The 13,943-nt window shown below is 46.1% G+C and carries 9 protein-coding genes; all 9 read right to left on the bottom strand.

The annotated features are described in order from the left end of the window. Nucleotides 1-18: 18 nt before the first annotated feature. Nucleotides 19-996, bottom strand: a complete 978-nt coding sequence (locus tag N5C46_RS00250; protein ID WP_261750446.1) for an aromatic acid exporter family protein — start codon at nt 994-996, stop codon at nt 19-21. A gap of 105 nt (nt 997-1,101) precedes the next feature. Next, nucleotides 1,102-1,818 carry an amino acid ABC transporter ATP-binding protein gene (locus N5C46_RS00245; RefSeq protein ID WP_261750445.1) on the bottom strand — a complete coding sequence of 239 codons (717 nt, stop codon included), beginning with the start codon at nt 1,816-1,818 and terminating at the stop codon, nt 1,102-1,104. Next, nucleotides 1,811-2,470: an amino acid ABC transporter permease gene (locus N5C46_RS00240; protein WP_261750444.1), complete on the bottom strand. Its 660-nt coding sequence runs from the start codon at nt 2,468-2,470 to the stop codon at nt 1,811-1,813. Before N5C46_RS00240 ends, N5C46_RS00245 begins: the two co-directional genes overlap by 8 nt. Nucleotides 2,471-2,546: 76 nt before the next feature. Next, nucleotides 2,547-3,323: a transporter substrate-binding domain-containing protein gene (locus tag N5C46_RS00235; protein ID WP_261750443.1), complete on the bottom strand. Its 777-nt coding sequence runs from the start codon at nt 3,321-3,323 to the stop codon at nt 2,547-2,549. A 272-nt stretch (nt 3,324-3,595) separates the two neighbouring features. After that, a complete protein-coding gene (locus N5C46_RS00230) occupies nt 3,596-4,033 on the bottom strand; it encodes a BrxA/BrxB family bacilliredoxin (protein ID WP_098439925.1) in 438 nt (145 codons plus the stop codon). A 98-nt stretch (nt 4,034-4,131) separates the two neighbouring features. Then, nucleotides 4,132-5,187 carry a methylmalonyl Co-A mutase-associated GTPase MeaB gene (gene meaB, locus N5C46_RS00225; protein ID WP_261750442.1) on the bottom strand — a complete coding sequence of 352 codons (1,056 nt, stop codon included), beginning with the start codon at nt 5,185-5,187 and terminating at the stop codon, nt 4,132-4,134. Further along, nucleotides 5,187-7,343: a methylmalonyl-CoA mutase gene (scpA, locus tag N5C46_RS00220; RefSeq protein WP_261750441.1), complete on the bottom strand. Its 2,157-nt coding sequence runs from the start codon at nt 7,341-7,343 to the stop codon at nt 5,187-5,189. Before scpA ends, meaB begins: the two co-directional genes overlap by 1 nt. Continuing rightward, nucleotides 7,330-9,123 carry a methylmalonyl-CoA mutase family protein gene (locus N5C46_RS00215; RefSeq protein ID WP_261750440.1) on the bottom strand — a complete coding sequence of 598 codons (1,794 nt, stop codon included), beginning with the start codon at nt 9,121-9,123 and terminating at the stop codon, nt 7,330-7,332. The genes scpA and N5C46_RS00215 overlap by 14 nt, the downstream gene beginning before the upstream one ends. A gap of 207 nt (nt 9,124-9,330) precedes the next feature. Continuing rightward, nucleotides 9,331-13,683: a S8 family serine peptidase gene (locus tag N5C46_RS00210; RefSeq protein WP_261750439.1), complete on the bottom strand. Its 4,353-nt coding sequence runs from the start codon at nt 13,681-13,683 to the stop codon at nt 9,331-9,333. Between the last annotated feature and the right edge of the window lie 260 nt (nt 13,684-13,943).

Here is a 13,943-nt window from a genome sequence, read left to right as displayed (position 1 = left end):
TATCACCTTCTTCATGTTTTAGGTGTAGTTTGCTTCACTTTCCTCCTTTTTTATTCCTTTGAACGAGCTTTTCAGGAGAAGATACTGTTCCATTTCCTGAACAAATTGATAAAGAGCGGCACGCGTTTCAAACTCTTCCCTCGTTTTCGGCAGCTCCATCTGCTCAAATTCCACTTTCATATCGTACAGTTTTTTCAAGTAAAAGAGCGCCGTATTCCCGGGATGGATATGATTGCTCAGTTCTTCCAGGAAATCTGCGATACGATGACCCTGCTCGACGGTTAATGAAATATTTGTGGCAATCGGCAGGATGCGCTGAAGGATTTCAAACTGTTTTTCCCTCATTTTGAAATATAAATAGTATAAGTTCTCATCCCTTAAAAAATGGTTTTCTACATCTTTAAAGGCGATCGTCTTCGCCTCTTTGAGCAGCTGTTCCGTTTCCGTGATTTCCCTGCCGTCCCAATCGCTGTCATTTGTCTTTAAATAGTTGATCATTTCACAGAAAACCTTATAAAAGTTCGCTTCGATTTTTTCCTGATACTCGATCATCTTTTTATCGACGCTCGGCATATACAGATTCATCAAGAGGGCAATCCCGATCCCGATCACGATGATTCCAAGCTCATTTTCAAAAAGGCCAAGGGTGACATGACCCGCTGAGTATACATGAAGGATGATGACGGAGCTTGTGACAATCCCTTCTTTGATGTTCAAACTAACGGTGATGGGAATGAACACAAGAAGCAGCAAACCGATGACCGCCGGGTGATAGGCGATAAATTCGAAAAAGGCGGCAGAAAAAACCATGGCAATCACACATGCCAGAAAACGGCTCCAAGATGCATTCACCGATTTCTTCTTCGTATTCTGAATGCACAGGATCGTCAATATCCCGGCTGAGACGAAGTTATCCAGGTGGAACCACTGGGCGATGCTGATGGCAGCCGCGGTGCCGATTCCTGTCTTAAGTGTCCGATATCCGATTCGAAACATTCATCTTACTCCTAACTACTTCATTTTTTAGCTACTCTAGAATACCATAAACAGGGTTGAACATAAAAAGAAGGATTAACGAATGATACCGTTAATCCTTCATCTCTATAATATTTTCTCAAGGAATCCTTTTCCCCTGTCACTTTGCGGGTTCGAGAAAAAGGCTTGAGGTTCCCCTTCTTCAATGATCTTTCCATCATCCATGAAGAGGATCCTGTCCGCCACCTCTCTTGCAAAGCCCATTTCATGGGTCACGATGATCATCGTCATCCCTGTGTGAGCAAGTGACTTCATGACGTCCAGAACCTCTTTCACCATCTCGGGATCCAAGGCAGACGTCGGTTCATCGAATAACATGACTTTCGGTTCCATGGCAAGCGCCCTTGCAATGGCCACACGCTGCTTCTGCCCGCCTGATAAACGGTTCGGGTATTCATCGCACTTTTCTTTCAGACCAACTTTTGTCAGGAGGTCCGTCCCTAATTTCGCGGCTTCCGTTTTGTTCATGCCCTTCACTTTCACTGGAGCGTAAATGACATTTTCCAAGGCGGTCATATGGGGAAAGAGGTGAAAATGTTGGAACACCATCCCGACGTCCTGTCTTACCTTGTTAATGGCTTTCCCCTTCACATGGGCTTCTTCAAAGTAAATCGATCCCGATGTCGGTTCTTCCAGGTGATTCAAACACCGCAGTAAAGTGGATTTCCCTGAACCCGATGGACCGATCAATGCGACGACTTCCCCTTTCTCAACTGAGAAGTCGATTCCTTTTAAAACCTGAAGCTTCCCAAACGACTTGGTAATCTGTTCTCCTTTAATCATTTCCACGCAGTCTCCCTTCCAGCACTTTCCCTAGTAAAGTCAGAATCATCACGAGTACATAATAGATCAGTCCTGCGAATAAAAGCGGTTCAAAGAAGGAATACAAGTCACTTCCAACCATGTATGAACGTCTCATCACATCTGCAGCACCGATCACCGTGACGATGGCGGATTCCTTTGTGAGCGTGATGAATTCGTTCATCAAAGCAGGGAGGATGTTTTTGATCGCCTGAGGCAGGATCACGTCTTTCATCATCAATCGGTAAGGCACTCCAAGAGCCATCGCGGCTTCCGTTTGCCCTTTATCCACTGCATTGATCCCGGCACGGATGATTTCGGATATATAGGCAGCCGAATTAAGGGAAAAAGCGAGGATCGCTGCGTAATAAGGTTCAATCTGCGTCCCGAAAAGCTGAGGCGATCCGTAGAAGATGATCATCAGCTGAAGGACGAGGGGAGTTCCCCTGAAGATGGATGTATAAAAATCGGCAAGCAGGGTCAAAGGTTTTATGGAACTGATTTTACAAAGGGCAAGAAGAATACCGAATAGGAACCCAAGCACCCCTGCTAACGCGACAATTTTAAGTGTGACCTTCAATCCTTCCAAAATAAAGGGGATCGAAGGAATCAGTTGTTCAAAATCTAGTGGCATTATGATCCCCTCCAATGTTGTAATGTGGCATGTAATGGGAAGGGCTAACCGGATTAGAGGTTAGCCCTTCATCAATCTACTGTTCTCCGTCAAACCATTTTTCAGCGAGTTTATCCAACTCTCCACTGTCTTTCAGCTTCTTCAATGCGTCATTGAATTTACCTGTCAGCTCGCTGTCCTTTGGAAGGGCAACCGCAGAACCTGCATCTTCTTCATTTACATTCATCGTATTTCCTTGAAGCTCGTCATTCTTGTCCAAATAACCGTTTGCCACTGTATTTTCGATGATGATGGCGTCAAAACGTCCATTTTGAAGATCCTGGATCAGTTCAGGAATACGGTCGCGAGTGTCCACTTTAAGCTTGATCGATTTTGAAAGTTCTTCTGCCGCATCCTGTTGAATCGACCCTAATTGAACTCCCACCGTTTTCCCGTCGAGGTCCTTTTCACTCTGAATGCCGCTTTTCTTCGTCGAGATGATCATATCTTTAGCCGTGTAGTAGACATCACTGAAGTCGACATTCTTCTGTCGTTCAGGCGTTGGCGTCATGGCAGAAAGGACGAAATCCACCTGGCCGGTTTTCAGGGCAGAGATCAATCCGCTGAATTCCATATCCTTGATTTCGATTTCATATCCCATTTCATCTGCAAGCATATTGGCAAGATCGATGTCATATCCAATGATCTTGTCGCTGTTGGCCGTGTCGACATATTCAAATGGTTTATAATCGGCCGACGTCCCCATGATCAGCTTCTTGGATTCCCCGGAAGCAGGCTTGTCTTCTCCTGAGCCGCATGCTGCTAGAGTAGTAGAAAGGATTAATACGAATACGAGCGATAATAGCTTTTTCATTGTGATTCCTCCTGAGTTTGAATGTATAAATATAATATATAATGTATATTAATTACTATATTCGTATTGTAGCAGAGATAAATATTTATGCAATACTTTTTATAAATATCGATAAATGATTATATATTCTGAAAATTTATGTATTGTCATTGACTATTTCAGTTGGATTAACGGTAGTGGTTGGGGTAATTTATGCATGATATATACATAATTAATAAACAAAAAAAACGTCAAGCCTCTCACTCTCACAGTGAGAAACTTGACGAAATGTTTTATACCTCTTCGCAATACTCATCAAAGTACGATTGAAGTTTGTTCACAACGGACATTGGATCATGTCCTTCGATTTCGTGTCTTTCAACCATCGTCAGGAGCTTTCCGTCTTTCAATAGGGCGAATGACGGTGAGGATGGCGGATAACCTGTGAAGTAGCTGCGTGCTTTCGCAGTCGCTTCTTTATCCTGACCGGCGAAAACCGTGACCAATTGATCCGGACGCTTATCGAAGTGAATGGAATGAGCGGCTGCGGGACGGGCGATCCCCCCTGCGCATCCACAAACGGAATTGATCATGACAAGTGTTGTACCTTCTTTAGAAAAAGCCTGATCCACTTCTTCTTCTGTTGTCAATTGGGTATACCCTGCCGTCTCGATTTCTTGACGGGCCTGGCGGACAACGTCGTTCATAAATAAATTGAAATCTATATCCATGCTTGAACTCTCCTTTAATCGCTGACTTAATCATATCTCACAAAAACAAGAGGATTTGATATACCCTTATCATAACAATTTCAAACCCTAACTTTCAATTAAAATGAACGATTCCCATCGAGTATGGCTTGTTTATATTGTCTCAACAATTCTTCCACCGCTTGGGAAGTTGTAAAATCCCCTGTTCTCACCCTGTCTTCCAGGCGAGGGAGGGATGACTTGATGCCCGGATGGTAGAAGAAGTCTGACAGTATTCTTTCTTTCAGCATCGTTTGGAACCATTCCTGTTTCTGGAGAAGCCTTCTTTCTTCGAAGACACCCTGTTCTTTTGTCTGCTCTTCGAATTGCCGTACCACATCCCATAGTTCCTTCAATCCCTCATTTTTCAACGCCGAACAGGTATAAGCCTTTGAACTCCAGCCTTTTGTGGCAGGAACAAGAAAGTGAAGGATTTGATTGAGCTCCCTCCTCGTCTTCTCGGCGAGGGGCTTATTCTCTCCATCGGCTTTATTTACGAGCAGCACGTCGGCAAGCTCCATGATCCCTTTTTTCATTCCCTGAAGCTCATCTCCTGCTCCGGTGATGACGAGGAGCAGGAAGAAATCCACCATCTGTCTGACCATGACTTCGCTCTGACCGACGCCTACGGTCTCAATGATGATGAGATCATACCCAGCGGCCTCGCATAAAAGGAGAGTCTCATTGGTTTTCCTGTGGACACCGCCAAGCGTCCCCGCCGTTGGGGAGGGCCTGACAAAGGCACGTGGATTCTTCGACAACTGCTCCATCCTTGTTTTATCACCTAATATACTGCCTCCTGAAATGGAGGAGCTGGGATCGATGGCAAGGACGGCTACACGAAGACCCTCTTCACACAACATCTCACCGAATTGTTCGATAAACGTACTTTTCCCGGCTCCCGGCACACCCGTGATCCCGATCCGGAAACTATTACCGGTATGGGGGAGGAGTTCTTGCAGCAGCTCCTGTCCCAACGCATAATGCTCTTCTGCATTGCTCTCGATCAACGTGATGGCTTTCGCTAAGTGACTCCGGTCCCCGTTCAGGACCCCGGCCTTTAAATCACTGATCGAAACAGGGTCTTTTTTCTTTTTCACAAACCGCTTCTTTCGTTCCGGCTTATACTCCGTCATTAATCAGCCACTTCCTCATAGCCGAGCACTTCATAAATTTCTTTGATCACTTTTTGTGCGGCTACCGGAATGATCGTTCCAGGGCCAAAGACGGCAGATGCCCCGTTGGATAGAAGGAAGTCATAGTCACCCGCTGGAATCACCCCGCCGATGACGACAAGGATGTCTTCCCTTCCCAGTTTCTTCAGTTCCGCCACTAATTGAGGCAGAAGCGTTTTATGACCTGCGGCCAGTGAACTGACACCAATGACATGTACATCATTTTCAACGGCCTGCAGAGCCGTCTCTTCAGGGGTCTGGAACAACGGTCCGATATCCACATCGAATCCAAGATCGGCAAATGCCGTACTGATCACTTTCGCCCCCCTGTCATGACCGTCCTGCCCCATCTTGGCGATGAGAATTCGAGGCCTTCTTCCTTCATTCTCCAAAAATTCTTCCGTCATCTCTTTTACGATATTGATTTCCTGTTCATTTGAAAAATTCGAGCTGTACACCCCGCTTATACTTCGGATCGTCGCCTTATGCCTTCCCGATACTTTTTCAATCGCATTGGAGATTTCCCCTAACGTGGCACGTGCCCTTGCCGCATCGACGGCTTTTTCAAGAAGGTTCCCTTCGCCTGTTTCTGCCGTTCGCGTCAACGCTTCCAGGGTTTCAACCACTTTCTCTTCATTACGTTCTTCTTTCAATATTTGGATCCGTTCAATTTGCTTCTGTCTGACCACCGTATTATCGATGTCCAGTGTTTCAATCGGATCTTCCTTATCCAGACGGTATTTATTCACCCCGATGATGGACTCGTCCCCTGAATCGATCATCGCCTGCCTTCTTGCAGCGGCTTCCTCGATGCGCATCTTCGGCAAGCCTGTTTCGATTGCTTTCGTCATGCCTCCGAGCTCTTCGATTTCTTCAATATGCTCCCATGCCTTTTCCATCAGCTGATGAGTCAGTGACTCGACATAATGGGAACCTGCCCATGGGTCGATCACTTTCGTTATGCCCGTTTCCTCTTGAAGATACAGCTGGGTATTGCGGGCGATACGCGCCGAAAAGTCTGTCGGGAGGGCGATCGCTTCGTCAAGGGCATTGGTATGGAGCGACTGCGTGTGGCCCATTGCAGCTGCATGGGCTTCGAGCAACGTGCGGATGACATTATTATAGGGATCCTGCTCCGTCAAGCTCCATCCGGATGTTTGGGAATGGGTCCTGAGCGCCATCGATTTAGGATTTTGGGGGTTGAATGTCTTCATCATTTTCGCCCAGATCCTCCTCGCCGCCCTCATCTTGGCCACTTCCATGAAATAATTCATACCGATGGCCCAGAAGAATGAAAGTCTCGGTGCAAAGGAATCGATATCGATCCCTGCCTGAAGTCCGGTCCTGACATATTCGAGACCATCCGCCAGGGTATAAGCAAGCTCGATATCAGCAGGTGCTCCTGCTTCTTGCATATGATACCCGGAAATACTGATACTGTTGAATTTCGGCATATGTTTGGACGTATACTCGAAGATATCCGCAATGATACTCATGGACGTTTCAGGTGGATAGATGTACGTATTCCTCACCATGTATTCCTTTAAGATATCGTTCTGGATCGTACCGGATAGCTTCTCCTTCGACACACCCTGCTCTTCTGCCGTCACGATATAAAAAGCAAGGATGGGCAGAACAGCCCCGTTCATCGTCATGGAAACGGACATCTGATCAAGGGGGATCCCGTCGAACAATATCTTCATGTCCAGGATGGAATCGATGGCAACACCTGCTTTTCCTACATCCCCTACAACCCTTGGATGATCCGAGTCATACCCGCGGTGAGTCGCCAAATCAAATGCCACCGACAACCCTTTCTGCCCCATACTTAAGTTTCTTCTATAAAAAGCATTGCTTTCTTCAGCGGTAGAAAAACCCGCATACTGCCTGACCGTCCAAGGACGATTCACATACATCGTCGGATACGGCCCCCTTGTGTATGGAGCGAGGCCGGGTAAATCTTCTCCATGAGAAATATTTTCCGAATCCACTTCTGTATATAAAGGTTTTATGTCGATTTTTTCATTCGTTTCGTAGGGAGTCCCGGTAAGGGGGATGGCTCCCGCTTCCCCTTTATTCGAATACGGGTTGATTTGTTGCCAATCAGGCTTCGTCATGGTCTTTCCCCTCCTCCCAAATGGTCAATAGTTCATCCAATTTTTCCAGGATGTTTTGTTGGTTGTAGATCGACCCGTTCAATCCCTGCCGGACCCATTCACTTCTGCTTTCATCAGGGATTCTTCCAGCTATGTCGATCACAATGGAAGAATCAACGGTATGGACGGCTTCAGTGATCATTGAAAGTTTATCGTGATATTCTTCGTCCTTCCCGCATACCAAATAATATGGATACCGGGTTTCTTCCACAAATCGAAGGATATCCTCTTTGGAGAAACAATCCGGACTTTGATGTGTCTGGATGCCGCCCGTGGCTAAAAATCCTTTTACAAAATCGGCACGGGGCTTGTACGTTTTCAGTTCTCCTAACCCGATCAGGCCTGCAGTGGGATTATTTCCGAGTTTCTGCGCCCTCTCTCTTACTCTTTCAAAAGGAAGAGAGAGCCGTTCTCCCGCTGCTGGAGAAATCGGAAGGGTCTCTTCCAGATTTGCATAGATGTTGGTCCCGATCATGGAGTTCTTCCGGGTGGCTAAGTCCAGGATGCGGGAGTCTCTTACCCTCTTTATCTTCTCTTCAATAGATCCATTGGCAAGGAGTGCAAGAATCCCGCCCTCCTTATCAACCTGCTGGAATTCCTCCCATGCCCGCTTACCCACTTCTTTTGAAAGCCATTCAATATAATAAGAACCGCCACCTGGATCCAGCACCTTATCCAGATGGGCTTCTTCACCCAGGATGAGTTGCGTGTTCCGGGCAATCCTTTCTGAGAGGGCACTCACTTCCCCGTTCACCTCATTGAACGGAGCGACGACAAGATAGTCGACACCTGCGAGTATGGCAGAGAACGCTTCCCCACCACCGCGGAGAATGTTGACATACGTATCAAGGGTCGATTTGTTAAATCTGGATGTTTCTGCACTGATACTGATGGATTTAGCAATACTTTGTTCACTCAGACCATAAGAAGTCAAAACGGACTGCCACAATTTCTTGAATGCCCTGATTTTCGCCATCTCTATAAAGAAATGACTGCCTACCGCAAAGTGAAAATGCATCTTTTCAGCTGCCCTCTCAAGGGTCCATCCCTTTTCTCGAAGGGCCTCAATATAAGCGACACCCTCACTTAGTGCCAAGGCCAACTCCTGGGTGGCACTTGCGCCTCTGTTATGGTAAGGTGCAGAATTGATAATTATGGTCTTTACTTCAGGAAGGTGATTATCAGCTTCTTTCACAACCTTCATCCATTCTTCTAATCTATCTTCATCCGCCCATTCCCCTTCTGAAAGAGGATCGAACCCAACGATGCCATACATTCCCTTCCATTCTAGGACCTCTTCCATTCCAATGATGGATAACGATGTCTTTTTATCAATTGAAAAGATCGGAGTATCGAAACTTATCAATTCTTTCAAAAATTGATTGAGATGTTCTTCATTCTTTAGATCCCCAATGGAAAATGAAAGACAGTTCTGCCCCCGTGTTAACGCATCCTTCACAGCTGTTGTCAGTTCTTCCCATGAATCCCTTTTGATTGACTGAGCGATAAACCACTTAGAAGCGCGTTCCAACTTTCCTTCAACATTTGGAATATAGTCCTTCACTCTATCCCGACTAGGGACATCTTCTTTTGTATATAACGGTTTAAGATCAATATGTTCATATGTGCTTGTATGTAAGGAACTTATTCCCTTCCCCTTTAACGCTTTTTCAGCCGCTTCCTCCCATTGTGACAGTGTGTGACGACTGAATGATTGGCTTTTCATATCACTAAGCTTCATAGTACCCCTCTTCCGTAAGCTATTTTTGTAATCGTTTACATAATTTTTCACTAAGATTCTTCTAACTAAGCAAGCATCCCCTTTGAAAATTCAAAATGTTTATACTAATACTATTTTAGTATATAAACCTCCTTTCATCAATCTCTCAAGAAAATGAGTATAAAAAAGAAGAAGAGTTGGACATCCCAACTCTTCTCCCCATTATGCTTATTTTTTTGAATTGATATACAATTTACCTTCAGCACGCTGGGTCGTGACATTTCCATAATCATCGGAAACTTTCACTTCAATCACGGCTCCCGGCGCCTTCACATTCGAAGTAGCCGTATAGTAACCTTCATAATGACCTTCCGATGTTTCCATCATTGGAAGTTCAGTGGCGTTTGACACTTGGGAGCGTGCATTTGTCAGAGGCATGTGAATGACAAATGTCGCGTCCAATCCAGGCTCACTGTCAAATTCGATCTTGACGGATTCACCCTTCTTCAATTCTTTATCTTCTGCAGGAAGAAGATTCTCAATCTCGATGTCCCCAAATTTCGCGAAGACCGTTACCTTTTGTTTCTTTTTGTTTCCTGCTTTATCTTTCGCTACTACTTGGATGGCATTCTCTCCTTCATTGAGAAGAATTCGATGACTGAACTCTCCGTCTTTGACAGATGCTTTCTCACCGTTCACTTTCACCCATGCAAGATTTTCATCCGCGATGGTTCCTTTAACCGTGATCGCTTCACGATTGGTTTTCATGCCATCCTCCGGTGAGGTGATGGCGAGTTCCGGCTTCAGTTGATCAAGCGTTACTGTCACCGAATCCGATGGCCCCGTCATGCCCTGTTCCGTCGCTGCCTTGGCGGTTAATACATTCTCACCTTCATGCAGGGAAACATCGGCAGAGAATGTTCCATCCTCACCTGTGTCGGCTGTCGCTACTTCTTCTTCACCATTAAAGAGATGAACGGTCGTAGTCGGGGCAGAAATCCCTTCCACGGTGACGGAATCTTTATTGGTAAATGATCCATCCTTCGGTGAAGTGATGACTGGTGCCGTCACTTCATAATTCACAGTTGCGCGAATCATGTAGTTCCCCTCATCTTCCGGTGCCTGCGACCAGGCTCCTCCAACGAACTGCCAGCTTCTTGCCGCATATTCGCCATCTTCATCTGTCCCAAGTCCAGGTGCATTCGGATTTGGTGCCGACTGGATGTACACCATATAGAAATCACCTTCGACCATGATGCCGTGCTCACTGAGGTCCACATGCGTCCATTCTCCGTTACGCAATGCAGTTCCATCGAATGGACCGGCGAGTTTCTTACCTGGCGCCCCGTCAGGTCCAGTTGCATCATAGACGGCAACCTGGAATTCAGTTCCTCCAGGTACAGGCCACTCTGTGTCCCAGAAGCGGAATAGTCCGCCTGTCACAAGTGCCGTGTCATTTCCTTCTTCAAGGGACATTTTCACGGCCCAGCCGTTACCTGCATCATAGAATGCCCGTGCATTTTCTGCTGTTCCATCATCGTACCCGATTTCACCAGGATATCCGATGAATGGTTCTAATGATACATCGGCGGTTGTGACTTCCCCGCCTTCAACAGTGACGCTCATTTCCTTACTATAGTAGTAAGGCGCAACCACTTTCAGAGTATAGTCCCCTTCGTAAGCTTCTAATTCATATTCTCCATTGGCATTTGTTTCAACCGGCTGTACTACGGCATCTTCAAGAACGAAGACCGTTGCTCCTTCAATCGGTTCTCCCGTTACTTCGTTCGTGACGGTTCCGGTAATATTCCCTTGAGGGATTTCTTCAAGGGTGAAGTTGGCAGTCGATGTTTGATCAGCTTCAATCGTCACACTTTGCGTTTCAGATCTGTAACCGTATGTGGATGCCTGTAATGTGAATTCACCCGCTGCATGAGTCATTTCATATGATCCATCTGCAGGATTTGTATAAACGGAACGACCCGTTTCCAATACACTTACCTCTGCTTGCAGTGGAAGAAGGACAGGAGCCGGACCTGATGCATCCGTCTTATCATCTTTCTTCACGTCATTTTTCACTGTGATCTTAGCTGGATTTACACTTGGCTTTTTCGATACAGAAGATGATTTTTCATCCTTCGATTTCAGACCAAGATTCATTTTCTTGGCTGGAAGATTTGATTCCGCACTAAGCTTCACATCATCAAGGTACCAGCCTTGTTTCGTGACACTTCCATCGGAGGTAACGTTGAAGGCAATGTATACACGTTGACCTGCATATTGACTCAGATCCACTTCTCCGTCTACCCATCCGTCGGTATTCCCATTCACGCGCAGTGCCTGTGTCCACTCTTCACCATCTGTGGATACAAACACATGGCCGTAGTCATAGTTGCGTTCCAGTTCGTGCCACTGTTTAAATTGTAAGAAGCTCTCTCCATCAGGTAAATCGATCGGAGGCATCTGAAGTGACATATTCGCACTGTTGTCATACGTTCCGTCTAAGTTGGTGGCATATACTTTTTCTCCTGAAGAAGCATTTCCCGGACCACTCGCCGGAACTCCCCATTCCCAGCTGTTCCCTGGACCGTAGGATGTCCAACCAGTCGGGTCTGCTTCGAAGTCCTGCTCATATCCAACTGTGATACCCGGTAGCAAGTTTACAGTGTACGTATCAGATTCGACTTCATTTCCACCGAAGTCCGTCGCAACCCACTTGTACGTGACCTGCCCTCCAGTGAGATCCTCACCCGGGATGACCGCTTCATACGTTCCTGATGTGTAGTCGCCTGAAGTTCTGCTTGCTTCAACTTCTACCCATTCACCGTCCTGATTTTGATAACTCAGTGTTACATTCGTCACGCTGACATTATCACTTGCCTCTGCTTGTAATGGCAGATTCATTTCTTTAAATGCTTCTTGTGGTGCGTCATGACTGATGACAGGAGCTTCCGTGTCATCACCTTCTTTTGAAACCTGTCCTTTTACTTTACCGATTCCGCTCATAACGGAGGATACTGCATCAAACGCATTGACCAAGCCGTGCCCATACCCGTTATTTGGAGATTCCGGGAAGGTTCCGTCTGTTAACGGAACAGCGGTCGACATAAGGATTTCTTCGATTTCATCCACTGTTAAGCTTGCATCCACTTGTCGTAACAGGGCAGCGACTGCCGATACGTGTGGACCAGCCATAGATGTTCCATTCCAGCCTCCTTCATAATTGCCACCTGGAACGGAAGAGCGGATATTCACTCCCGGTGCGGCAATCTCAGGCTTGATTTCCTCATAAGGAGAAGGTCCCTGTAATGAGAAACTTCCCAATTGATCGTTGATATCCGTAGCACCTGTTGCGAATGACTCAGGGTAGTTAGCCGGATTCGCAATCGATCCTGGTCCTCCCGGATTGAATAGTGTTGTATTTCCTGCGGAGAACTCAGGGAAGATTTCTGCCGCTCTCCACGCACTGACCATATCCCGGTACCATTCATCGAGTCCGGCACCGCCACCCCATGAGTTATTGACAACATCAGGAGCCATTTCAGGATGTGGATTTCCTTCAGCATCTTTAGGTGCCAGAATCCATTCCCCAGCTTCCAGTAAGTCTACATCCGTCCCGCCATCGGCCGTGAACGCTTTGACCGCGATCCACTTGGCACCCGGCGCTACACCGATTTGATTGCTGCCATCGGGCTCAGACCCGACCATAGTACCGACAGTATGTGTTCCATGACCCTGGTCGTCATATGGCGCACTTTGTCCTGCAGTTGCATCAAACCAGTTGAATTCGTTGTCCGGTGAATCCGGATTCTGAGGGTCATACCCTCTATATTTTTCTTTTAATGCCGGGTGATCCCATTGTACTCCCGTGTCAATGGAGGCAATGACCGTTCCCGCTCCATCGATCCCCATTTCCCATACCGCAGGTGCGCCGACCCGATCGATATTCCACTCAATGGATGCTGGAGTATTTGGGGCTTCTTTATCCAACACTGCGGATGAAGAAGCTTTTGCCTTTGCCGGCTGGATAATTTGTCTCGTTTCATTCGGCAGGATTTTTTCCACTTCAGTAAAGGTTGAAATCTTTTCCATGACTTTCTTCGTACTTGTAACGGCCATTCCGTTTACAACATAGAAGTCTTTGATTTCCTTCACTGCACCTGACTTCTTCTCTTTCGCTAAGTATTCTTTCACTTCTGCCTGAGATTCAAGGGCTTTAGCGCGAAGCTCTGAGACGACCATATTCCGTTTTAATAATTTCTTATTATTAGCAGACAGTTTCTGCTTTTTCGCTGTTTCAGCCGCCTTTTTAGATACAGCTTCCGTGTCTACCTTATCCTTGAATTTCACTAAGTATGTGACCTGTTCCTTTTTCTTAAATTGTTCCTGTAATGTGGTTGTGATTTTTGATTGTGGACTTACTTTTGCCGACTCATTTGCTGATGTGGATGGCTTTTCTTTCGATAGAGCCGCTTGTGAGGTATTTGCCGCCCCTGCATTGAATGGAAACATCAAGGGGACAAACATGACTAAGGTGAGTACAATGGATAACCATCTTGCCTTACGTTTTCTTCCTGACATCTAATTCCCTCCCAGTCTTTTTATAAATCCAACCACCCGTCACCTCCTACGAACACCAACTTTGGAAAATAGTAGGTGTTAAACCAAAGATAACCAAGTTTATATGTAAAATGTTGTAAGTTGCTGTCGAAATAAATCTGAAAATTCAGTAATTGATTGAAAAGTCACGAATCCCGATTTTTTCATAAGGATAAAGTCACTCCTATAATATAACTTCAAGAATATTCCAGGATAATCTTCAGATTTAGTAGGATGAAAGT

The sequence above is a fragment of the Rossellomorea vietnamensis genome, assembly GCF_025398035.1.
GTDB lineage: Bacteria > Bacillota > Bacilli > Bacillales > Bacillaceae_B > Rossellomorea > Rossellomorea vietnamensis_B.
The sequence above is the reverse complement of the archived record's forward strand: the minus strand, read 5'-3'. Positions and strand labels throughout refer to the sequence as shown.

Excerpts from the sequence above, each read along its gene's own strand:
- N5C46_RS00245 (WP_261750445.1), bottom strand. The coding sequence starts at position 1,818 with ATGATTAAAGGAGAACAGATTACCAAGTCGTTTGGGAAGCTTCAGGTT.
- N5C46_RS00250 (WP_261750446.1), bottom strand. The coding sequence starts at position 996 with ATGTTTCGAATCGGATATCGGACACTTAAGACAGGAATCGGCACCGCG.
- N5C46_RS00230 (WP_098439925.1), bottom strand. The coding sequence starts at position 4,033 with ATGGATATAGATTTCAATTTATTTATGAACGACGTTGTCCGCCAGGCC.
- N5C46_RS00235 (WP_261750443.1), bottom strand. The coding sequence starts at position 3,323 with ATGAAAAAGCTATTATCGCTCGTATTCGTATTAATCCTTTCTACTACT.
- N5C46_RS00210 (WP_261750439.1), bottom strand. The coding sequence starts at position 13,683 with ATGTCAGGAAGAAAACGTAAGGCAAGATGGTTATCCATTGTACTCACC.
- N5C46_RS00240 (WP_261750444.1), bottom strand. The coding sequence starts at position 2,470 with ATGCCACTAGATTTTGAACAACTGATTCCTTCGATCCCCTTTATTTTG.
- scpA (WP_261750441.1), bottom strand. The coding sequence starts at position 7,343 with ATGACGAAGCCTGATTGGCAACAAATCAACCCGTATTCGAATAAAGGG.
- meaB (WP_261750442.1), bottom strand. The coding sequence starts at position 5,187 with ATGACGGAGTATAAGCCGGAACGAAAGAAGCGGTTTGTGAAAAAGAAA.
- N5C46_RS00215 (WP_261750440.1), bottom strand. The coding sequence starts at position 9,123 with ATGAAGCTTAGTGATATGAAAAGCCAATCATTCAGTCGTCACACACTG.